At 31.2% G+C, this 22,687-nt stretch carries 20 protein-coding genes and 1 tRNA gene; 8 read left to right on the forward strand and 13 right to left on the reverse strand.

Annotated elements, in window-relative coordinates:
- Positions 1-281: 281 nt before the first annotated feature.
- The 3 genes from RSE15_RS09640 to rplU form a co-directional block, all read right to left on the reverse strand.
- Positions 282-1,313 (reverse strand): serine hydrolase, encoded by a 1,032-nt coding sequence (locus RSE15_RS09640; protein ID WP_324068029.1) that lies wholly within the window; start codon positions 1,311-1,313, stop codon positions 282-284.
- Between the two features lie 650 nt (positions 1,314-1,963).
- A complete protein-coding gene (gene rpmA, locus RSE15_RS09645; protein WP_133610147.1) occupies positions 1,964-2,224 on the reverse strand; it encodes a 50S ribosomal protein L27 in 261 nt (86 codons plus the stop codon).
- 18 nt (positions 2,225-2,242) lie between these two features.
- A complete protein-coding gene (gene rplU / locus RSE15_RS09650; RefSeq protein ID WP_324068032.1) occupies positions 2,243-2,665 on the reverse strand; it encodes a 50S ribosomal protein L21 in 423 nt (140 codons plus the stop codon).
- A gap of 187 nt (positions 2,666-2,852) precedes the next feature.
- Here rplU and RSE15_RS09655 point away from each other — a divergent pair, with 187 nt between their 5' ends.
- Together RSE15_RS09655 and RSE15_RS09660 are read left to right on the forward strand one after the other, a co-directional pair.
- Positions 2,853-4,178 (forward strand): M16 family metallopeptidase, encoded by a 1,326-nt coding sequence (locus RSE15_RS09655; RefSeq protein ID WP_324068034.1) that lies wholly within the window; start codon positions 2,853-2,855, stop codon positions 4,176-4,178.
- A gap of 12 nt (positions 4,179-4,190) precedes the next feature.
- Positions 4,191-6,242, forward strand: coding sequence for a M16 family metallopeptidase (locus tag RSE15_RS09660; RefSeq protein WP_324068036.1), 2,052 nt, complete (start codon positions 4,191-4,193; stop codon positions 6,240-6,242).
- A 49-nt stretch (positions 6,243-6,291) separates the two neighbouring features.
- Here the strand turns inward: RSE15_RS09660 and RSE15_RS09665 are convergent, their stop codons facing one another.
- A complete protein-coding gene (locus RSE15_RS09665; RefSeq protein WP_324068038.1) occupies positions 6,292-7,161 on the reverse strand; it encodes a DMT family transporter in 870 nt (289 codons plus the stop codon).
- Positions 7,162-7,271: 110 nt separating this feature from the next.
- Here RSE15_RS09665 and RSE15_RS09670 point away from each other — a divergent pair, with 110 nt between their 5' ends.
- Positions 7,272-7,640, forward strand: coding sequence for a heavy-metal-associated domain-containing protein (locus tag RSE15_RS09670; RefSeq protein ID WP_324068040.1), 369 nt, complete (start codon positions 7,272-7,274; stop codon positions 7,638-7,640).
- A gap of 32 nt (positions 7,641-7,672) precedes the next feature.
- On the opposite strand, the gene gldD is transcribed toward RSE15_RS09670, so the two are convergent.
- From gldD to mutY, 4 genes are read right to left on the reverse strand one after another with little or no spacing between them, the layout of a single operon-like run.
- The gene (gene gldD / locus RSE15_RS09675; protein ID WP_324068042.1) at positions 7,673-8,230 is read right to left on the reverse strand and encodes a gliding motility lipoprotein GldD; all 558 of its coding nucleotides are present in this window, start codon (positions 8,228-8,230) and stop codon (positions 7,673-7,675) included.
- A gap of 4 nt (positions 8,231-8,234) precedes the next feature.
- The gene (locus tag RSE15_RS09680) at positions 8,235-9,524 is read right to left on the reverse strand and encodes a gliding motility-associated protein GldE (protein WP_324068044.1); all 1,290 of its coding nucleotides are present in this window, start codon (positions 9,522-9,524) and stop codon (positions 8,235-8,237) included.
- A gap of 15 nt (positions 9,525-9,539) precedes the next feature.
- A complete protein-coding gene (locus RSE15_RS09685) occupies positions 9,540-9,941 on the reverse strand; it encodes a single-stranded DNA-binding protein (RefSeq protein ID WP_026725353.1) in 402 nt (133 codons plus the stop codon).
- Positions 9,942-9,978: 37 nt separating this feature from the next.
- Positions 9,979-11,028 carry an A/G-specific adenine glycosylase gene (gene mutY / locus RSE15_RS09690; protein WP_324068046.1) on the reverse strand — a complete coding sequence of 350 codons (1,050 nt, stop codon included), beginning with the start codon at positions 11,026-11,028 and terminating at the stop codon, positions 9,979-9,981.
- 131 nt (positions 11,029-11,159) lie between these two features.
- Between mutY and RSE15_RS09695 the strand changes: the two genes are divergently transcribed.
- Both RSE15_RS09695 and RSE15_RS09700 read left to right on the forward strand, forming a co-directional pair.
- Positions 11,160-11,453: an HU family DNA-binding protein gene (locus RSE15_RS09695; RefSeq protein WP_008254909.1), complete on the forward strand. Its 294-nt coding sequence runs from the start codon at positions 11,160-11,162 to the stop codon at positions 11,451-11,453.
- 325 nt (positions 11,454-11,778) lie between these two features.
- The gene (locus RSE15_RS09700; protein WP_324068051.1) at positions 11,779-13,329 is read left to right on the forward strand and encodes an Rne/Rng family ribonuclease; all 1,551 of its coding nucleotides are present in this window, start codon (positions 11,779-11,781) and stop codon (positions 13,327-13,329) included.
- 58 nt (positions 13,330-13,387) lie between these two features.
- On the opposite strand, the gene RSE15_RS09705 is transcribed toward RSE15_RS09700, so the two are convergent.
- The 3 genes from RSE15_RS09705 to RSE15_RS09715 form a co-directional block, all read right to left on the reverse strand.
- Entirely contained in the window at positions 13,388-14,218 is an 831-nt protein-coding gene (locus RSE15_RS09705) for a hypothetical protein (RefSeq protein WP_324068053.1), read from the reverse strand.
- A gap of 22 nt (positions 14,219-14,240) precedes the next feature.
- Entirely contained in the window at positions 14,241-15,002 is a 762-nt protein-coding gene (locus tag RSE15_RS09710) for an SIMPL domain-containing protein (protein ID WP_324068055.1), read from the reverse strand.
- 81 nt (positions 15,003-15,083) lie between these two features.
- Positions 15,084-15,524 (reverse strand): nucleoside deaminase, encoded by a 441-nt coding sequence (locus RSE15_RS09715; RefSeq protein ID WP_324068057.1) that lies wholly within the window; start codon positions 15,522-15,524, stop codon positions 15,084-15,086.
- Positions 15,525-15,566: 42 nt separating this feature from the next.
- On the opposite strand from RSE15_RS09715, the gene RSE15_RS09720 reads away from it, so the two are divergent.
- From RSE15_RS09720 to RSE15_RS09730, 3 genes are all read left to right on the forward strand, one after another.
- Entirely contained in the window at positions 15,567-17,333 is a 1,767-nt protein-coding gene (locus RSE15_RS09720) for a 1-deoxy-D-xylulose-5-phosphate synthase (RefSeq protein WP_324068058.1), read from the forward strand.
- Position 17,334: 1 nt separating this feature from the next.
- Positions 17,335-18,279 carry a DUF3078 domain-containing protein gene (locus RSE15_RS09725; protein WP_324068060.1) on the forward strand — a complete coding sequence of 315 codons (945 nt, stop codon included), beginning with the start codon at positions 17,335-17,337 and terminating at the stop codon, positions 18,277-18,279.
- Positions 18,280-18,343: 64 nt separating this feature from the next.
- Positions 18,344-18,425 (forward strand) — tRNA-Leu (locus RSE15_RS09730).
- A 241-nt stretch (positions 18,426-18,666) separates the two neighbouring features.
- On the opposite strand, the gene RSE15_RS09735 is transcribed toward RSE15_RS09730, so the two are convergent.
- Complete coding sequence (locus RSE15_RS09735) at positions 18,667-21,558, reverse strand: alpha-amylase family glycosyl hydrolase (RefSeq protein ID WP_324068062.1); 2,892 nt, start codon at positions 21,556-21,558, stop codon at positions 18,667-18,669.
- Positions 21,559-21,621: 63 nt separating this feature from the next.
- Complete coding sequence (locus RSE15_RS09740) at positions 21,622-22,686, reverse strand: SusE domain-containing protein (protein ID WP_324068064.1); 1,065 nt, start codon at positions 22,684-22,686, stop codon at positions 21,622-21,624.
- Position 22,687: the final 1 nt, after the last annotated feature.

Genomic DNA, 22,687 nt, shown 5'->3' on the forward strand with positions numbered 1-22,687 from the left:
TTCTAGAAATTTGGACTAATTTATAATTAATTTTGACAATAATAAGTCCGATATTTTATCGGACTTATTTCTTTGAATTTGATTTTATACTAAAGTTAATACTATAAATAATTTCGATTTTTAATTATTCTATTTAATTTAAATTTTTACAATTAAAACAATTCAGATTTAGTATTCTAAAGAAATTATAAATAATTAGAATTTATTCAAATAATACAATTAAATTAAAACTGTATTTAATTTGAAAGTAAGTTTCTATGTTTAATGAGGATTAGCTAATGCTAAAAAACTTCTTCGGCTTGATTGAGCATATTATTATACACTGCCGTGGATATTTCACTAATAATATTAGTTAAAGAGGTGTTATCTTTCCCCTTTGTCATAATAGTTAATAAATAGGGCTTGTTTCTAAGATATACAATTGCTGATTCATGCAATTGACGTTCTTGATCGGTTCCAGATTCACCAAATTTATGAGCTATTTTTATATCTTTTGGTAGGCCACTCAAAATGCCTTCTTTAAAATTACATTTTCCTAATAATTCCGCTGCAAATTCAGAATTTTCATCTGATAAATATGAAGCATTATAAATAGCTCTCATAAATAAAGAATAATTCTTTGGTGTAAAATAATAATGCTTTGCTTTGGGATTTGGGACTTCTAAATTTAAATCTAAAAATAATTTAGTTAAAATTTCGGGTTTTAAATTATTATTCAATATTGCAGTTGCATTATTGTCAGAATATGCTATCATGTATTTTAATAATTCTCTTATTTTGTATTTATGCCCTAACTGAATGTTTTTAGATTGAAATGCAACATTTTTTCCAATATCAAAAGGGGTATGAAATAATAATTCTTGATCCAAAAGCCCTGGAATATCCTCACTCATTTTAAGGTAAGCTATTAAAATAGGCACTTTAAACAATGAACCAGGTTCATATTGTAAATCATCATTAATAGTCATCCAATCACCATTATTGTAGTCTCTCAAATAAACAGAAGTAGAAATAACATTACTCATTGATTTATGTTTCTGAATAATAGTATTTATTTCATGTTTAATTTGTGCTAAATTATCTCCTTCACATTCCTCATCAACAAACATTAATGGCTTGATGAAACTGTAGCCATCTAATCGTTTTACTTTATAATTACATAAATTGGTTCCATCTGATACGTCTAAATCTTTAATGTTTGTTTCTTTAAAAAAAAAACTAGAAACTAAAAAAGTTGAAAAACAAGTAATAACAATTGTTGCAATAGCAGAAATATAAGAAATTGAAATTTTTTTAGAAAATATAGATTTCATTTATAGGGAGTTTAAAATAACATTCAAAGATAATACTAAGTAAATTAAGTATACTCACGCTTTGCTTAAAATCTAATTAACATTTGATATTTTTATTTTTTATTTATCAATAGAGTTAACATTTTGTAGAAATTTTGTTTTAATAATCTCAATTTTATATTTTTAAAAAAAAATTAACACCTTTTTTAAAAAGGTTTTACTATACTAGCCTTTAGATCTATTGTTCTTTTAATTCATGTTTGTGTAAAAGAATATACATATTGAGCATTTACAATACTTAACCTTTTGGAATTTAATTATTCTTTATTAGTTTATGTGGTAAATAAATTTGGATTTTTAAATAGTTGTTTGATGTTAATTAAGCTTAAATATTTAAATTTCAATTAATTTTTTTATTTATTAATATGAAAATAAACTAAAAAAGTATGAATTCAAAAATACAATGATAATGTCGAGTATTTAACTCTTTTTTCATAATTCTTTTAGCTAAATTAAGCGTTATTATAGATAGTTAAATTCTCAAATTCTATCATTTTACAACAATAGTGCTAAACTCAAAAATTAAATTAGAGTTCAATTTCTCTATGACACGACAACATAAAAAAACCTCTCCAATTGGAGAGGTTTTTTTATGTTGCTAATAAAGATTATTAAGCTTCGAAAGGGATTACAGATACATATGATTTGTTTTCCGCTTTCTTTTGGAATTTTACAACTCCATCAACTTTAGCATGTAAAGTATGATCTTTACCCATGTAAACATTTTCACCTGGGTTGTGCTTAGAACCTCTTTGTCTAACAATGATGTTTCCAGCAATAGCAGCTTGACCACCATAAATCTTAACGCCTAAACGTTTCGATTCTGATTCTCTACCATTCTTCGAACTACCGACACCTTTCTTGTGAGCCATGATGTTATATTTTAAATGTTATTCTTCAGTTTTTGGTTTTTTAGTCGCTTTAGCTTTTGGCTTAACTTCTTCAGTAGCTTCAGTTACTTCAACTTCAACTTCTTTTTTAGCAGCTTTTTTCTTAGCTCCAGTAGCAACAATTCCTTCAATTAAAATTTGAGTGAATGATTGTCTGTGACCATTTTTCTTTTTGTAACCTTTTCTTCTTTTCTTTTTGAAGACAATTACTTTATCACCTTTTAAGTGTTGTAACACTTTGGCTTCTACAGAAGCTCCTTCTACAGCTGGGGCGCCTAAAGTTACTGTTCCGTTTTCATCTAATAAAAGAACTTTGTCAAAAGAAACTTTAGTTCCTTCTTCTGAAGCTAAACGGTGAACATAAACCTTTTGGTCTTTGCTTACTTTGAATTGTTGCCCTGCTATCTCTACGATTGCGTACATAACAATGATTTTAGTTAAAAATTTTAAGGTTGCAAATATACAATAATTTATAAATCAAACAACTATTATGGTAAATAATAATATTGAAAAAATAATTTCAGCATTTTTTTTAATTTAAATTACGTTTTATTGTAACATTATCTCGAAATTGCGTCTTATTAAAATTATATCAACAAATTAATAACGTATGAAAAAATCTTTAATGGCTTTAGGAACTGCACTTATGCTTGGCGGAACTGCTTCAGCTCAAAAAGTAACATTCGAAGAGTTTGATTTAGACAACGGTCTTCACGTTGTACTTCATCAAGACAATTCAGCTCCAGTAGTAATCACTTCGGTTATGTACCACGTAGGAGCAAAAGACGAACAGCCTAACCGAACAGGTTTTGCTCACTTTTTTGAACACCTTTTATTTGAAGGAACAAAAAATATTGGTCGTGGCGACTGGTTTAAATTAGTTACCGCAAACGGAGGAAACAATAATGCAAATACTACCGATGACAGAACTTATTATTATGAAGTTTTCCCTTCTAATAATTTAGAATTGGCTATATGGATGGAATCTGAACGATTGATGCATCCAGTAATCAACCAGATTGGTGTAGATACACAAAATGAAGTTGTTAAAGAAGAAAAAAGACTTCGTGTTGATAATCAGCCTTATGGAAACTTGATTAAAGCGGTTAAACAAAATATGTTTAAAGTGCATCCATACAAATGGACAACTATTGGAGAAATGGAGCATTTAGATGCTGCTACTTTAGAAGAATTCCAAGCTTTTAATAAAAAATTCTATGTGCCTAATAATGCTGTTTTAGTTGTTGCTGGTCAATTTGATAAAGCGCAAGCTAAAGAATGGATTACTAAATATTTTAGTGCAATTCCTAAAGGAGCTCCAGTTACACGTCAAAAAGTAGAAGAAGCACCTATTACTCAAGAGTTCAAAGCTTCATGGGAAGATCCAAACATTCAAATTCCAATGTTGGTTGCTTCTTACAGAACACCTTCAATGAAATCTCGTGATGCTAGAATCTTAGATATGATTTCAACTTATTTATCAGACGGTAAAAGTTCTAAATTATACAAAAAAATTGTTGACGACAAGAAAATGGCGTTACAAATCGGAGCATTCAATTACAGTCAAGAAGATTATGGTATGTATTTAATTTATGGTTTACCAATGGGTACGAATACAACTGAATCTATTTTAAAAGAAATTGATGAAGAAATAGTAAAAATGCAAACAGAATTAATTTCTGTAAACGATTTTCAAAAACTTCAAAACAAATTTGAAAGTAATTATGTAAGCAATAACGCTTCTGTTGAAGGAATTGCAGATAATTTAGCAACTTATTATATGTTGTATGGTGATATCAACTTAATTAACACTGAAATTGATATTTATCGTTCTATCACAAGAGAAGAAATTAGAGAAACAGCAAAAAAATATCTAAACTCAAACCAAAGAATGATTTTAGACTATGTTCCTGCTAAAGACAAAGCTCAAAACTAAGATTTGAAGAATATGAAAAAATTTATATACATCGCAGCCAGTTTATTTTTGACAATGACTATGCAAGCACAAGACAGACCACAACCTAAAGCAGGTCCAGCTCCATCAATAAACATTAATAAGCCACAAAGTTTTGTACTTAAAAATGGTTTAAAAGTTTTAGTGGTAGAAAATCATAAATTACCTAGAGTTTCTTTCAATTTAACGTTAGATAATCCGCCTTATGCTGAAGGAACTAAAAAAGGAGTTTCTGATTTATTAAGTTCAATGATTGGTAACGGAACACAATCGGTTTCTAAAAATGCTTTCAATGAAGAAATTGACTTTTTAGGAGCAAATATTAATTTTTGGGATTCAGGTGCTTCTGCAAATGGATTGTCAAGATATTCAAAAAGAATTCTAGAATTAATGGCAGATGGTGCTTTAAATCCATTGTTTGTTCAAGAAGAATTTGAAAAAGAAAAAGAAAAATTAATTGAAGGATTAAAATCTGAAGAAAAAAGTGTAACAGCTATTGCAGGTAGAGTTGAAAATGTTTTAACTTATGGTAAAGAGCACTACAAAGGTGAATATACTAGTGAAGAAACATTAAATAATGTTACATTAAATGATGTTGTTTTAAACTATAACACATATTTTGCTCCAGGAAATGCTTATTTAGTAATTGTAGGAGATGTTAACTTTAAAGAAGTTAAAAAAGAAGTTGAAAGACTTTTTGGAAAATGGAAAAAAGCAACTGCTCCTCAATTAACTTATTCTGATCCTAAAGACGTTCAATACAGTCAAATTAACTTTATTGATGTACCAAATGCTGTTCAATCTGAAATCGCATTAGTTAATTTATCTAACTTAAAAATGACAGATAAAGAATACTTTGCAGCTCTTTTAGCGAACCAAATTTTAGGTGGCGGTGGAGAAGGAAGATTATTCTTAAACTTACGTGAAAAACATGGCTGGACATACGGAGCATACTCTTCAATAGGTTCAGGAAAATACATTAACAAATTCCGTTCAGGTTCTTCTGTAAGAAATGTTGTAACTGATAGTGCTATTGTAGAAGTTTTTAACGAATTGAAAAAAATCAGAACAGAATTAGTTTCTGAAGAAGATTTAAAAAATGCAAAAGCTAAATATATTGGAAACTTTGTAATGCAAATTGAAAAACCTTCTACTATTGCGGGTTATGCATTAAACAAAGAAACTCAAGGTTTACCAGAAGATTTTTATGAAAACTATATTAAAAACATCAATGCTGTTACAGCTGAAGATATTAAAAATGCAGCTAATAAGTATTTCTTAGCTGACAAAACTAGAGTAGTTATTGTTGGTAAAGCTGGTGATGTTTTACCAGGTTTAGAAACAATGAGCAAAAGAGAAAAATTACCAATTTTCTACTTTGATAAATTTGGAAATCCAACGGAAAAACCAGCAGTTAAAAAAGCTGTTCCTGCAGGAGTAACAGCTCAAACAGTATTGAATGATTATATCAAAGCTATTGGTGGTGATAAAGCGGTTAAAAACGTAAAAACATTAGCTGTAATGTCGGCTGGAACTGTTCAAGGAACGCCTTTAGAGTTAGTTGTAAAAACAGCTCCTAAAAAATTAGGTGTTGAAATGAAAGCAATGGGAATGACAATGATGAAACAAGTAGTTAATGATAAAGAAGCTTACATGGTGCAACAAGGTCAAAGAAAAGATTTCAAAGACCAAGAGTTAAAAGATATGCAAGCTGAAGCTACTACTTTTAAAGAATTAGCTTTATTAACAGACAAAGGGGTAACTTTAGCTGGTATTGAAAACGTAAATGGAGTTGATGCATATGCTGTTAAAAGCGGAAAATCTACTTATTTTTATGATGTAAAAACTGGATTTAAAGTAGCTGAAGCCAAAGAATTAGAGCAAGGTGGTCAAAAAATGACGCAAACTACCTACTACCAAGATTATAAAGATGTTAAAGGATTAAAATTCCCTTACAAAACAATCATGAATGTTGGTATTGAAATTGAATTAATTACTACTGAAGTTAAAATTAACGAAGGGGTAACTGATGCAGATTTCAAATAAGAAATTAGATTAAATTTATAGAGAGCGCTCAAGAAATTGAGCGCTTTTTTTATTTTTTGCTAGAAAAGTATACACCTACCAAGACAATCATTGCGCCTAATAATTGAATTAATGATAGCGATTCATTCATAAATAAAGAACCTAAAGTAAATGCTACAACAGGGATAATATAAGTTACTGAAGAAGCAAAAACAGGTGAAGACAATTGAATGAGTTTGAAAAATAAAATATTTGAAAATCCAGTACCAATGATTCCTAAAATTGCAATAAAGCCTAATGAGGTTTGAACTTTGGGTTCATGAATGATGTCAAAAAATCCTGTAAAATATAAGACTATTAAAGCAGGAAAAAACATGATTAAAAAATTCCCAGTACTTATTGTTAAAGGTTTTAAGTCGGACAAATATTTTTTAATCAAATTCACATTGACGCCATAAAAAATAGAAGCAATTACAATTAAAATAGCGTAATAATAATTTTCAGTGGTGTTTTCTCCATTTCCAAATAATACTAACAGAGCGCAGCCAATAAATCCTATAATTACTCCAAATACTTGGGTTCTATGAACATTCATTCCAAAAAATAAGAGTCCAACTAACAATGTATTTAAAGGAGTTAATGAGTTTAATATTGAGCTAATAGAACCATCAATTTTTGAAAGCGCAAAAGCAAACAAAAAGGCGGGAATAAATGTACCGCATATAGCAGTTAAGGCAATATACTTCCATTTGTATAATGGAATTTGTGGTATTTGTTTAAATCCAACAATAATTAAGAATATTGCAGCAAATAAAATACGTAAGCTTCCCAATTGAATTGAATTTACGCCTTTTAAACCTAACTGCATTAAGATGAACGAGCTTCCCCAAACACACCCTAAAAAAACTAATAAATACCATTTTGTTGAATTGTTTTCCATAGCATAATTTTATCTTTCAAAATTCAGGCTTTATTTTTAAAATAGCACTATGAAATTTTGTAATTTTGCAATGCCTTTATTTAGAGGTAAATAATTTAACTTTTACTACTATGAAACATTTAAAAAATATTGGATTAGCACTTTTAATGATGCTTTCTTTTGCAAGTTGTAAACAAGAAAACAAAGAAGTGGCTAAAGAAGAAATTAAAAAAGAAGCTTTTACCGAGGCTGATTTAGCCAAAATGCAAACAGCAAGTTTTACTGTAGATGGAATGACTTGTGCAATGGGTTGTGCTAAAACAATCGAAAATAAATTAGCAGAACAAGCTGGTGTTGGACAAGCTGTTGTAGATTTTGAAACAAAAATAGCAACTGTTAAATTCGACGCTGAAAAGCAATCTTTAGAATCGTTGACTAAAACTATTGAAGGTGTTGCCGGCGGTGATTCTTATAAAGTAACTGAATCGAAAAAAATGTAATAAAAAACGCCCTGAGATAATCAGGGCGTTTTTTATTTCCACTTTAGCGTTTCCATAATTCTTCGCATATCTGCTTTTAGATATTGTGCTGCTGGTAAAATAGAATCAAAATTTGGTTTTGCGTAAAAATAAACGCTTCCTACAATAAAGTTTTTTGTACTATCGGTGGCGTAAAACTGAGCATTTGTTGCTGCATTTCCGCCTACTTCATAGAACATTCCATATACTTTTTTCTTTTCGTTAATAAAAGGCTGCTCTATAATGTCGTCGGCTTTTACAACATGATTATAGGTTAGTGTTTGAGCGTCACGTAATAATTTATCAATGTCATTATTAACCGATTTATGAGTTAGATAAATTGTGGCTTTCATTTTTGGATAATTTATCTCGAAAGCACATGATTTATCTTTTATTAAAGCCAAATCATTTTTTTCAAAAGTAAACTTACAATCAGAATTCAATTTAGAATATTTTGCTTTTGGATATTCTAAACTCAAATGTCCTTTAGGTTTTGGTATTGTTTCATCTCCACAAGAAATCATCCCTAAAAACAAACCTAAACAGCTTAATTTCAATATATTTTGTATCATGATACTATAACGTAACTTTTATTTGTTTTATTCTTCGCTTGTCAACATTTTCGATGGTAAAAATAAGGTTATGAAACGTTATTTTTTGTCTTTTCTTTGGAAAATTTCCTGAAATTTCGAGTAAGAATCCAGCTAATGTTTCTGCTTCCCCTTTTTGTTTTTCAAACTCATCTTCGTCTACGTCTAATATTCGATAAAAATCTTTCAAGCTAATTTTTCCTTCAAATAAATAGTTGTTGTCGTCAATTTGAGAATAAATTAAATCTTCGTCGTCAAATTCATCACTAATATCACCCACAATTTCTTCTAAAACATCTTCTAAAGAAATAATTCCCGAAGTCCCTCCATATTCATCAACAACAATTGCTAAATGACTTTTCATGCTTTGAAAATCTTTTAATAAATCATCTAGTTTTTTATTTTCTGGAACAAAGAAAGGTTCGCGCAATAATTCTACCCAATTAAAATCGTTGTTGTCTATGTAAGGAATTAAATCTTTGATAAATAAAATCCCTTCAATTTGATCAATATTTTCGTTGTAAACCGGAATTCTTGAATACCCTTTCTCAATAATTTTGGGCATTATTTCTTTAAATTCTTGCTCAATATTCAAAGCAAATACGTCAATTCTGGGACTCATTACTTGGCGAACTTCTGTATTTCCAAAAGTTACAATACCTTCTAATATTTTTTGTTCTCCATCCGTTGTGTCAGATTGCGAAGTTAATTCTAAAGCTTGTGAAAGTTGGTCGACCGAAAAATTCCCTTTTTGAACACTCAGTTTTTTCTCAATATAGTGAATTCCATTTCGCATAGGAACACTTATAGGCGATAATAAATTGTTTAAAATAGATATGGGAACAGCAACTTTCATTGCAAAATCTATATTGTTTCTATTGGCGTAGATTTTTGGTAAAACTTCTCCAAAAAGTAATATAAAGAAAGTAACTAAAACTACTTCAAACGTAAATCGTAAAGCAGAAGATTCAATTTCGTTAAAAAATCTACCGCTAAAAGAAGAAAAAATGATAACAATAGCAATGTTAACAAAATTATTGGCCACCAAAATTGTTGCAAGTAATTTTTTTGGTTTTTCTAATAATCTTGAAATAAGCAAACCCTTGTTAAAGTCTTTATTTTGAACTTCGTCAACATCTTTTTGTGACAGAGAAAAAAGCGCCACTTCTGAGCCTGAAATAAAAGCAGAACAAGCAAGTAGTATAATTGTTGCAATTATTCCAAAAATGAAATCAAAATCTATCGTATGAAGTAAACTGGCAGGATCAGGATCCAAATTTTATAAATTTAGTTAAACATTAAAATCATCTGGAGCACTTCCTGTTGGAAGAGATGATTTACTTAAATCAGTATCTTTCTTAGTGGTTAAAAACGTAAATTCAGTAACTTGAATTTCTGTAGTATATTTAGTTGCGCCATCTTCAGCTTGCCACTGACGTGATTTTATACGCCCTTCGATATATATTTTATCGCCTTTAGAAAGATATTTTTCACAGATTTCAGCTGCTTTATTTCGAACAACAATGTTGTGCCATTCAGTAGAAGTAATTTTCTCTCCTGTGGTTTTGTTAATATACACTTCGTTGGTGGCTAATGGGAAACGTCCAATACAATTACCTCCTTCGAAGTAGTGCATTTTTACTTCGTCACCTAAATGACCTATTAGTATAACTTTATTTAATGTTCCGTTCATGGCTTATAATTTATAAGAGTTAATCAAAAGTAATAATTTATAACGAATTAAAATAATTTGAGGTCATAAAATTATGAATTACAATAGGAAATGGAAGTTTATTAATTTCGGAAAGTGGTTTTGAATCAGGTAATTTTACATTAAAATTTAGTTGAAAAAAACGAATATGTAAATTTTGATGGGATAATTTATGTTGAATAATTTGTGGATTTAATATAATAATCTCTTCCGGTTTTTGATTGTAAAATTTCATTTCGGCACATTGATTCATAATATCAAGTTCTGAAACTAGCTCGTTGGTTTCAATTAACGGAAATTCATATAAATTTTCCCAAATTCCTTTTCCTTCTCGTTTTTGAACTATAAAATTCCCATCAACATCTTTTAAAACTAAATAATTAAAAAACTTATTGGTCACCTTGGTTTTTTTACTTTTTACAGGTAATTGCGTTACCTTGTTATATTGTAAAGCGGCACAAGAAGATGAAAAAATGCAAGAATTACAATTTGGATTTTGAGGCACACATTGTAAAGCACCAAACTCCATGATTGCCTGATTAAAAAGCGCAGGGTTGTTATTAGGTAAAACTTCTTGTGCTAAATTTTGAAATTCCTTTTTAGTTTTTCCATCCGAAATATCGCTATCAATATTAAAATAACGACTCAAAACTCTAAAAACATTCCCGTCAACAACAGCTACAGGTTCGTTAAATGAAAAAGAAGCAATTGCGGCAGCGGTGTATTCGCCAACTCCTTTTAATTTGATAAGGTCATTGTAGTTGTCAGGAAATTCGCCATTTAATTCGTTGGCAATAAACTTTGCCGTAGCGTGTAAATTTCGAGCTCTAGAATAATAGCCTAATCCTTGCCAAAGTTTTAAAACTTTTTCTTCTTCGGCTTTTGCTAGGTCAAAAACAGTTGGAAATGTTTCTGTAAATGCTAAAAAATAGGGTAAACCTTGTGCCACTCTTGTTTGTTGAAGCATAATTTCTGATAGCCAAATTAAGTACGGATTTGTGGTGTTTCGCCAAGGTAATTCGCGCTTATTTTGTAAATACCAATGAATTAAAGAGTTAGAAAATTCCATGTTTTTTTATTGAGCAACAAAAATAAATCTTTAGTAATTAAAATTTAATCAATTATGATTGATTTATTGTTTTTTTAATTCTTATATTTGCAAACTCAAAAAAATACACAATATATTAAATACGAAAGAAAATGACGAAAGCAGATATCGTAGCGAAAATTTCAGAAAAATTAGGGCTTGAAAAAGGAGATGTTCAGGCAACTGTTGAGACTTTTATGGAAGAAGTAAAAAATTCATTAGAAACTGGTGACAATGTTTATTTAAGAGGTTTTGGTAGTTTTATTATCAAAACAAGAGCTGAAAAAACAGGAAGAAACATTTCTAAAAATACTACAATTAAAATCCCTGCACACAACATCCCAGCATTTAAACCTGCTAAAGTGTTTGTAGAAAGCGTTAAAGAAAAAACAGAAGTTACAGTATAAAAATAAATTATTAATCTAAACACCAACATGTTATGCCAAGTGGTAAAAAAAGAAAAAGACATAAGGTAGCAACTCACAAACGTAAGAAAAGAGCGAGAGCAAACCGTCATAAAAAGAAAAAGTAGTTTAAAACTACTTTTTCTTTTTTAGAAAAAAGTTCATTGAAATTAATCAATTCAACATTGATTATCGGGAAAAATCCTGTAAAATTATTATTTAATCCATCTGTGAAAATGTTAGATTAGGGATGTTAGATTAGGGATGAAACAAATCACCCAGCATCAAAACATCAAACACCTAGCACAAACAGATAAAAATGTACCGCATGAACAAAGAATTAATTATTCGATCAGGTTCAGACGCTGTAGATTTTGCCTTATTAAAAGATGGAAAACTAATTGAATTACACAAAGAAGAAGAAAAGCAAAGCGATTTTGCGGTTGGTGATATTTTTATTGCCAAAATACGCAAACCCGTTGCTGGCTTAAATGCCGCTTTTGTGAATCTAGGTTATGAGAAAGATGCTTTTTTGCATTATCATGATTTAGGTCCAAACCTTCCTTCATTGATGAAATTTATTAAACTTGTAAGCGCAGGTAAATTAAAAGATTATTCACTCAAAAATTTTCCTTTTGAAGCTGAAATCAACAAAGACGGATCTATAATGGATATTTTAAGTCCAAATCAGTCGATTTTAGTTCAAGTGGTAAAAGAACCTATTTCTACAAAAGGTCCCAGAATTAGTTCTGAGATTTCTTTAGCAGGAAGATACGTGGTTTTAGTTCCTTTTTCAGACCGAGTTTCTGTTTCTCAAAAAATAGAATCTAGAGAAGAAAAAGATCGACTAAAAAGACTGGTTCAATCCATTAAACCAAAAGGATTCGGCGTTATTGTGCGAACAGTAGCCGAAGGCAAAAAAGTAGCCGAACTTGATAAAGATCTACAAACGCTTCTAGAAAGATGGATGTCGATGAGTCGTCGTTTACAGACTGCACATCATCCATCCAAAGTTTTAGGAGAGTTAAACAAAGCTTCATCTATATTAAGAGATGTATTTAATGATACATTTACTTGTATTCATGTAGATGACGAAGATTTGTATTTAGAAACGAAGGAGTATTTGCAAGAAATAGCTCCGGATAAAGTGTCTATCGTAAAACACTATCAGTCTAAAGACACACCTCTTTTTGAGAAATATCATATTGAACGACAAATAAAAACGTCTTTTGGAAAAACAGTTTCCATGAGCAAAGGTGCTTATTTAATTATTGAACACACTGAAGCGTTACACGTTATAGACGTTAACAGTGGAAATCGTTCAAGCAAAGCAACCAGCCAAGAAGATACTGCACTTGAAGTTAACATGATTGCCGCAGCTGAAATAGCTCGTCAATTGAGACTTAGAGACATGGGCGGAATTATTGTGGTGGATTTCATTGATATGCAAAATCCAGAAAACCGCAAAGTTTTATATGATTTCTTAAGAGAAGAAATGAGTGACGATAAGGCCAAGCACAAAATCTTGCCTCCTAGCAAATTTGGATTAATTCAAATAACTAGACAAAGAGTCAGACCAGAAGTTAATATTAAGACAAGAGAAGAAGACCCCAATAATGAACATGGGGAAATTGAAGCTCCTATTTTAATTGTTGACAAAATTGCAACTGACCTTGAACGCATTATAAAAGACCATAAAAAAGTTGTACTTAACGTGCATCCGTTTGTGGCAGCATACCTTACTAAAGGTTTTCCATCATTACGTTCGAAATGGTTTTTCGAATATAAAAAATGGGTGAAAATTATACCTCGTGACGCTTACACGTATCTAGAGTTTCATTTCTTCGACAAAGAAGGAAACGAAATTATAGTAAAATAATACCGGGATGTATCCTGTAAAAAAAACCGCTACTCGAAAGAATAGCGGTTTTTTGTGTTTATTGCTCAAAAAAATTCTCCCACAAATCATACAATTTTTTGTTTTTCTCTTTGTAAGTTTTTTTGAATTTTAAGACTAAAGTATCTTTATCTTGAGTTGGATTTTCGTAATATTGAATCCATTCTTTTCCATTATTCAATTCTGAAGTGTTTTTGTATTGTTTCACAACACTTTTTTCAGGTATTAACTTGTTGTTTTTCCATTTATAAATGGTCTGAATATTTTCCATATACCAACTACCAAAGTACTGATAATAAACCAAATTTTTATTATTATCATAGGATAATTCAGTCGCAAATAAACTACAAGATTTTATAAATTTGTTTGTCTTTGTATCAAATTTGTAAATTGTATTTTGCTGGTTACCATTCATGTTATAATGTCCTTTAATTAAAATCTCATTATCCTCATCAAAGTTGAAATTTTGAAAATTAAAACTCAAAACATCCCAGTTGTAATCGTCTGATTCTATTCTTTTCCATTTATCATCATATTTATAAAAATAAATATTTTGTGTTTGCCAATTTCCATAAATATCAAGAGCGAATACATCACTTTTATTTATAAATTTCCCAATAACTATAACTCTTGAAGAATCAGAATCTATTATTGAATCTAATGGATAGATAAATTCATTTTCTTTTAATTGTAAAATTTCATCATTGTATGAATTTAACAGACTGTCAACGTTTAGCTTTTCATGAAATAAATTTGGTTCAAGAATAATTCCTTCAATAGATTCACTTGGATTATCTCCTTTACTATCTTTTTTTCTAGCTGAACAATTATAAAAAAGCACAATTCCAATTAGAAGAATTATGCTTTTCATAAATTTATTCTTTATTGATTTCTTAATCCAATTCATACTCTAATCGAACAGTAATTCTTGCCGTTTTGTTTTTGCTATAGGTATCATTGTTACCACCGTAGCTATCTTCTTCGGTAGAACCTTGCCCTGTAATTTGAAAAACACCCATACTTGCCGATTTTAATTTCCCTAAACTTCCATCTGCAGTGCTTACAATTTTTTGAGCACGTTCACTAGCATCTTTTGAAGCGTTTTGAATCAAACTATGTTTTAAACTTGGTAAATCGGAATACGTATATTGAATAGAATTAGAAGATAATTCAATTCCTGAATTAATTAATTCAGAAGTTTTACTAGATACTTCTTCAATTCGTTTCATTAATTCTGGATTCTTTTTAGCCGAAAATGAAATCGTTTGGGTAGCTTCATACCCGTCAAAAACTTGTTCGTATTTTGTTTGGTAAGCTACTTCTGAATTTTCAGTTCTAACTTCTCTAAAACGTTTGTTGAATTGTACCGCTCCAAAAGTAAATTCTTCTTTCTTAAAACCTTTATTCAAAAAGAAATCAGAAACAATTTTTTGATCAGAAATCATTTTATTGTATGCTTCTTTGATATCAAAACTTTTAGTTGTAAAACTTCCCGACCATAAAATTTCATCTGAAACAAAATCTTTGGTTCCTAATCCAATTACGGAAATAGTATCCAAATTTTCATTACGATTTTTAAATGCTGAACCTAAAATAAATGCGGAGATAATTATTGAAATTCCAATAATTAACGTTGATTTTAATCTGTTTTCCATAACTTTTTTAGAAATTAGTTTGTTTTCTAATGCAACATCAAAAGGTATACCAAGTTACGAAATTTTAAGTCACTTTGAAAACTATCTTTTATTTTTAAAAAAAGCCTTCATCAAATCGCTGCATTCTTTTTCTAAAACTCCTGAAATGACTTGAGTTTTTGGATGTAATTGCGTTCCCATTTTTTTAAATCCACGATTTTCATCGGAAGCACCAAAAACAATTTTAGAAATTTGTGACCAGTACAAAGCGCCTGCACACATTTGACAAGGTTCTAAGGTTACATATAAAGTACAATCTTTCAAATATTTTCCACCTATAAAATTGGCTGCGCTAGTTATGGCTTGCATTTCGGCATGAGCGGTAACATCGTGCAACAATTCGGTTAAATTATGTGTACGAGCAATGACTTTATTATCTATAACAATAACAGCTCCAACAGGAATTTCGCCTTTTTCAAAAGCTACTTCGGCTTCCAGTAAGGCTTTCTTCATAAAATATTCGTCGGTAAAAATATTCTCCATAAGTACAAAAATACGATAACCAATTCTTACTTTTGTCCTGAAATGGAAAATTTGCTTTCAAAAATTAACAATCCTATCGATTTAAGGAAACTTCCTGAAAATCAATTGCTTCAATTAGCCAAAGAATTGAGAGACTTTATCATTGATATTGTTTCCAAAAAAGAAGGGCATTTGGGAGCAAGTTTAGGTGTTGTAGAATTAACGATTGCACTGCATTATGTTTTCAATACACCAGAAGATTTATTGGTTTGGGATGTAGGTCATCAAGCTTACGGACATAAAATTCTAACAGAAAGACGCGACATTTTTCATACCAATAGAGAACTAAACGGAATTTCAGGTTTTCCAAAGCGAAGTGAGAGTGTTTATGATACGTTTGGCGTTGGGCATTCTTCAACATCAATTTCGGCAGCTTTAGGAATGGCTTTGGCTTCTCAATTAAACGGAGAAATTGAAAAACATCACATTGCAGTAATTGGCGACGCTTCCATTGCAAGTGGAATGGCTTTTGAAGGATTAAATCACGCGGGTGTTACCGATGCAAATTTATTGGTAATTTTGAACGATAACGCCATTGGAATTGATCCAAGTATTGGTGCTTTGAAAAATTATTTGACAGCTGTTAAAGAAGGAAAAAATCCAAAACAAAATAACATCATCAAATCCTTGAATTTTGATTATTCGGGACCAATAGATGGACATGATTTACCAAAACTGATTTCAGAATTAGAACGATTAAAATCGGTTAAAGGTCCAAAATTCTTGCATGTAATTACCACCAAAGGCAAAGGATTACAATTGGCCGAAGAAGACCAAGTAAAATACCATGCGCCAGGAAAATTTGATGCTGAAACCGGAAAAATTCATCCAAAAGATGAATCGCATTTACCTCCAAAATTTCAAGATGTTTTCGGACATACATTAGTCGAATTAGCGAAGCAAAACGAAAAAATCATTGGAATAACTCCAGCAATGCCATCAGGAAGTTCTATGAAATATATGATGGAAACTTTTCCAAAACGCGCAATCGACGTTGGAATTGCTGAACAACACGCTGTTACTCTAGCTGCCGGAATGGCAACACGAGGAATGATAGTTTTTTGTAATATTTATTCCACTTTTTTACAACGTGCCTATGACCAAGTAATTCATGATGTGGCTTTGCAGAATTTACCAGTTATTTTTTGTTTGGATAGAGCAGGTTTGGTAGGTGAAGATGGCGCCACCCATCATGGCGTTTTTGACATGGCTTATTTGAATTGTATTCCAAATATGATAATAGCTGCTCCAAAAGACGAAATTGAGTTGCGAAATATTATGTTTACTGCTTCTGAAGGATTAAATCATCCGATTGCAATACGCTATCCTAGAGGAAGAGGCGAAAACGTAAATTGGGAACAACCTTTTGAGAAGATTCAAATTGGAAAGATAAAAGAGCTTAAAAAAGGAATTAAAGTAGCTGTTTTGTCTACTGGAACCATTGGAAATAATGTAACGAAAGCTTTAAATGAGGTTGAAAATCCAAGTTTCTTTTCGCATTTTCATTTTCCATTTATAAAACCATTGGATTTAGAAGCTGTTAAATCAATTATAAATGAACACGACCACATTGTTACAATTGAAGATGGCGTGATTAAAGGTGGTTTTGGCGAACAAATTAGTGCCATTCTTGCAACAAATAATTTAAATAAATCCATCATCCATCTCGGAGTTCCCGATTCTTTTGTAGAACATGGAACGGTTTTTGAGTTACAACAACTTTGCAAAATAGACGTTATTAACCTCATACAATTATTAAATACATTTTAGTATGCTTAAAAAAATCTCTTTATTCGGATTATTATTTTTTGTTTATCAATCTAATTTTGGTCAATTAATTAACACGGAATTGCCAGATACTATTTCGTATTGGTCTAAAGAAAATAAAGTGGGTTTAGATATTTCTCAAATTACTTTTGTGAATTGGAATGCAGGTGGTAATAATTCCATTTCGGGCTTAATAAAAGGCCAGTTTATTCGTACGTATACAAAAGAAAATATCAATTGGAAAAACGAATTGATTATGCGTTACGGAATTAACAAACAAGAAAGTCAAGAGGTTAGAAAGACAGATGATCAATTTTCTTTTAACTCAACATTTGGTTATAAAAGAGATACCATAACTAATTGGTATTATGCGGGAAAATTTAATTTTAACACCCAGTTTGCCAATGGTTATGCTTATCCAAATGTTGATTTAGCTATTTCAAGACCTTTTGCTCCTGCTTATACCTTTTTAGGTATTGGGGCTGAATATTCTAGAAAAGATTTAAACTTAAATTTCTACTTATCACCACTAACACAAAAAACAACCATGGTTTTTGATCAAAGATTAGCCAATCAAGGAGCTTTTGGTGTAGAAAAAGCGGTTTATGATGAATTTGGGACTTTGATACGAGAAGGTAAAAATATTAGAAATGAAACGGGTATTTTAGTTACAAATCAATGGAAGAGAGAGATTTTTGAGAACATTAATTTTGAAAATAGAATTGCTTTATATACAGATTATATTAATAATTTTGGGAATATTGATATAGATTGGCAAATTCAGTTAGATTTAACGGTAAACCAATATGTAAAAGCAAACATAGGAACGCATCTTGTTTATGATGATGATATAAAATCGAAACAAGAGGAGGGTGGAGTTCAGGTTGTAAAAGGACCAAAGATTCAATTGAAACAATTACTAGGCTTAGGGGTTGTTTATCAATTTTAGTAAAATTATTTTGTTTTTTGTTTGATATATATATACGAATATCTATATTTGCACTCCAATTATCGCGGGTATGGTGAAATTGGTAGACACGCCAGACTTAGGATCTGGTGCCGCAAGGTGTGAAGGTTCGAGTCCTTTTACCCGCACAAAAAGCTTTAACGAAGGTTGGAGCTTTTTTTATGGTTAAATTTTTTATAATTCTCTGCTAGAGTTGGATTTTCCCGCTATCGCATGCATCTTGCACATTCCCACAGTAAAATCAGCACTAAACATTAAATGGTTTATTTATATTTTAGCTCAAAGTCGGTAGACTTTGCCCAGTAGGACATGATTTCATTAAAAAAGCCACTTCAATTGAAGTGGCTTTTTCTTTAACTAACTGTAAATTTACTCTTTTAACATTTTTTTTGTTTGGCTTATACCATTTGTATCTGTTATCTTGATTAAATAGAGACCTGTTTCTAGGTTTGTACTATCTAATTGTTGATTTGAAATTACATTGTTAAATGTTTTTACTAATTGTCCTGCAATGTTATAAATTTCTAATTTAGAAGCATCTTGCGTTAAAGCGAAACTATTTTTGGTAGGGTTAGGATAAATAGTAATGTTATTTTGAATTGTTTCAAAATCATCCGATGATAAAGTCGCTGGCTTGTTTCCAAACACTCTAAATCTTCCAGAATTAACACTTATAACATCTGTTGGATTATTAATAACAACAGGAGCATTATTATTCATCAAATCATACCATGTCATAGGGTAAGTATAAACATCTGTTGGGAAACTTGGATTGATAGTTAAATTTGCCACCGAAAAGTTTGCTAATACCACCACATTTCTTAATTGCGTTGTTGCAATTGTATTGTCATAAATATAAATACGTTGTTTCACGTTATTTACATCTGGACTAATTGCATGATCACCCATGAAAACAGGTTCCGATGTTTTGAGTTTAATAAGTTTAGACCAATCCCTTAAAATTGAAGTTCTTCTTGCGTCAGCCAACCAATTTCCTGTCCATTGGACTTGTTCTTTTGTATCAAGCTTACAATCGCCAGGATAAAATGTACCTTCATCATTAACAGTTCCATTAGCACAAGTGTAAATAGATTGATTGTTGCCAAGTTCTCCAAAGTGCCATATCATTTTTGGACCCGGCACTAAAATACTTGTTGCGCCAATTGCCCCCATTCTATTTAATGCGTTGGTTAAATTTCCATTAACAGGAAAAGCTCCACCACCATTTCCATAGGTTATAGCTTCATACATCATTCTATCTTTATCATGACTTTCTGGGTAACCAATAAGTCTTTTTCCTGTAAAACCACGACTTGTGTGTGACATTCTAGAAATGTTTTGTGTTGCATAACCCATTGCTAGTTCTTTGTATTGAGTATACATTTCTCCCCACATCATAATTCCCTTACCTTCACCAAATCTATAGTTAGCCCATTGTTGTTCTTCTCCATCTGTTCCTAAATGTTCAAAAATCACATAATGGTTATTATCTAATGACCAACAATAATCGGCGTATTCTTTTAACACATCTACACGGTCTTGCTGATAAGCATTCGTACACGCATCGTCTCCACCACTACAGTTTTGTGTAAACCCTTTTGTTAAATCCCATCTAAAACCATCTATTTTGTATTCTTCAATCCAGTGTTTTACGGTTTGCTTTACATAATTTTTGGTTAAAGTAGAGGAGTGGTTAAAATCGTCACCCACGCTATAACTATGTCTTGCTGTTGTATTAAAATAAGGATTGTCACTTGCAGGACCACCCCAACCATCACCATCTGGATCATTCATCCACATTCTAATCATTGGATTTCTTCCGAAAGCATGATTAAAGGCAATGTCAAGTATTACTGCAATGCCATTTTGGTGACATAAATCGACTAATTCTTTTAACTTTTCTGGTGTTCCATAAAACTTATCTAAAGCCATATGAAAAGCGGTATTGTATCCCCAACTTTCATTTCCTTCAAATTCCATTATAGGCATTAATTGAATGGCGTTTATTCCTAAATCTTTAAAATATTGAATTCTATTAATTACATCTTGATAGTTTCTATTTGAATCAAAATCGCGAATTAATAACTCATAAATAATCAATTTATCTTTGTTTGGTTTTGTAAAATTGGTTACTTGCCAATTGTATGGAGTTGTGCCTGTCTTAAACCAAGTTACCTCGCGTTCTTGTCCAGCAGGATATGCAGGTCTATTAGGGAATGTAGTATTAGGAATCCATTGGTCGTCATAAGGAGACAAAATCATTGTAGAGCAAGGATCGGCAGCTTTTACTAACGAAGGTGAGTTAGCAATAGGAGTTTGATCAACTACCCAATATTGATAAGTGTTGTTTGCCCCAGGAGTTAATCCGGTAAGTTCTAACCAAAATTTACTAGAACTTGGATCTTTCTTCATTGCGAAAGTGGTGTCAGGGGTATAGTTGTTAAAGCTACCGGCTACATAAACAAAATCTTTTCCAGGAGCTTCTAGAACAAGTGTTGCTTTAGTATTGTCAGTTATGTTGTAATTAATTCCATTTACTAAACCGCTTGGTATTGCTTGAGTTGTACTCCCTGGATTTACAATTACCGAAAATCTTCTGGTTATTGTTGAAGCACCAATAGTAACCTCTAATTCGTAACTAGTATTTGATGTAATATTTGTGTGATTAAAAGCATAATTAGATGTTGAACTTGTATTAATACTAGTTCCATTTGCTTTTAAATTATAGCTTGCATTACCTCCTGTATTGTTAGCTGAAATTGTTAGGTTACCTCCTGAATTGATAATTGTACTGCTGTTATTTACCGGTGCAGTTAAGTTAACTTGAAAAGTACCTACATTGAAAATGAAGTCACCACATGATGGAGCTAGTTTTAAAGTTTCGCTACCATTAGCATTTCTGAAAACCATACCTAATTTAGTGGCATTCGCTTGTTGAGTTCCATTTAAACCAAAATAGGTGCTTGGTGTTAGAGTTATACTCCAAGTACCATTACCATTATTGGTCATTAATCCGATAGAGTCGTCTTGTCCCCAGTTTCCTATTACAGAGAAACCAAAAGCATTTGTGTCGTTTCCAATTCCTGCATGCATATATACTTTAGCTGGAGTAACTCCCATTTGATTACAGGATTGCGGAGCTGTTGAAACAGTTATTGTTATTTGGTCAGTTACATTAAAACTACTTGGTGTAATGGTAACTTGTGCATTTATAAATAATCCAGTGAATAGTGTTAATAGGACTAAAATTTGGTTTTTCATAGCTTGTTATTTTTAAAAAAAAGGCTGTCAATTAGGACAGCCTTTTTAATAATTTAATTTATTTTAAAGAGCAATTAACTCGTAAGTATATCTTCTTGGATTAGAAAGGTCTAATATTACTTTGTAATTTCCAGCTGCTCCAGAAAAAGTTAAATCGCCACCATCTATCAAGTAGCCATCTGCATTTACTGTTCCTAAATCAAATCCATTGCTCCAAGCATTGTTTCCTCTAAACTTGAATGCTCCAGGTACTAAAGCGATACTTGCAATTTCTAATTTTTTAGTAGTTGGGTTGTATATTAAATCAGTATCAGAACCCCATCCAGTTGGTGTAGCAGCTCCAATGATTCCCCAACTTACTGGAGCAGCAGACCAAGTTCCAGCTGTTGGGTCTGCTTTTACTCTGTAATATCCTGCTGATGCAGTACAGTCAGTCTCTCCTGTTGCAACTAATACACCAGAAAACGATCCATCATCACCATAGTCAGTATTACCCCAATTGAAATTTCCACTTGCATCTGGTGCAACAAATTTAAAGCCACCATTTAACCAAACATACCCTTCATAATCTGTTTCTCCAAATGCTGAAGAAGCAATTCTTGGTGCTGTTGGAGGGTTCCAACCTTGGTGGTTTCCTGGAACAGCAAGTTTAGGTAATTCTGTAGAATATGGAGTTACTAAATAATTAATAACGTTTGAATATTGAACTTCACTACTTTGTGAACCAACAGTAGATTTAACTCTAATGTCAATTGAACCTTGTGTGAATGGCGTTAAACCAACAGCAACCACTGAACTATTTAATACGTCTGACGTGATTGTTATGTAAGTGTTTGTAGTGCTAGTTACTACTAATGGAGAATCAAATTCATCTCCTGTTTTATCGATTTCAACTTCATAAGTAATTTCTGTTGGAGTTGTCCCATAATTAGCATCTTCCCAAGACATTGTTAGTCCAGGGTTTAAAGGAGTTGTAGCATTTAATGTTACTTCATCTCCTGATGTTGGTGTAAGAATTTCAAATGATCCCTCTGGAGTTAAGAACATTAAATCTTGTTCATCTTCACATGAAATAAAAGCAAATGATAAAGCCGATATTGCTAAAAAGTTTCTAAGTATATTTTTCATA

The sequence above is a fragment of the Flavobacterium sp. genome, from assembly GCF_035195345.1.
Taxonomy (GTDB): Bacteria; Bacteroidota; Bacteroidia; order Flavobacteriales; family Flavobacteriaceae; genus Flavobacterium.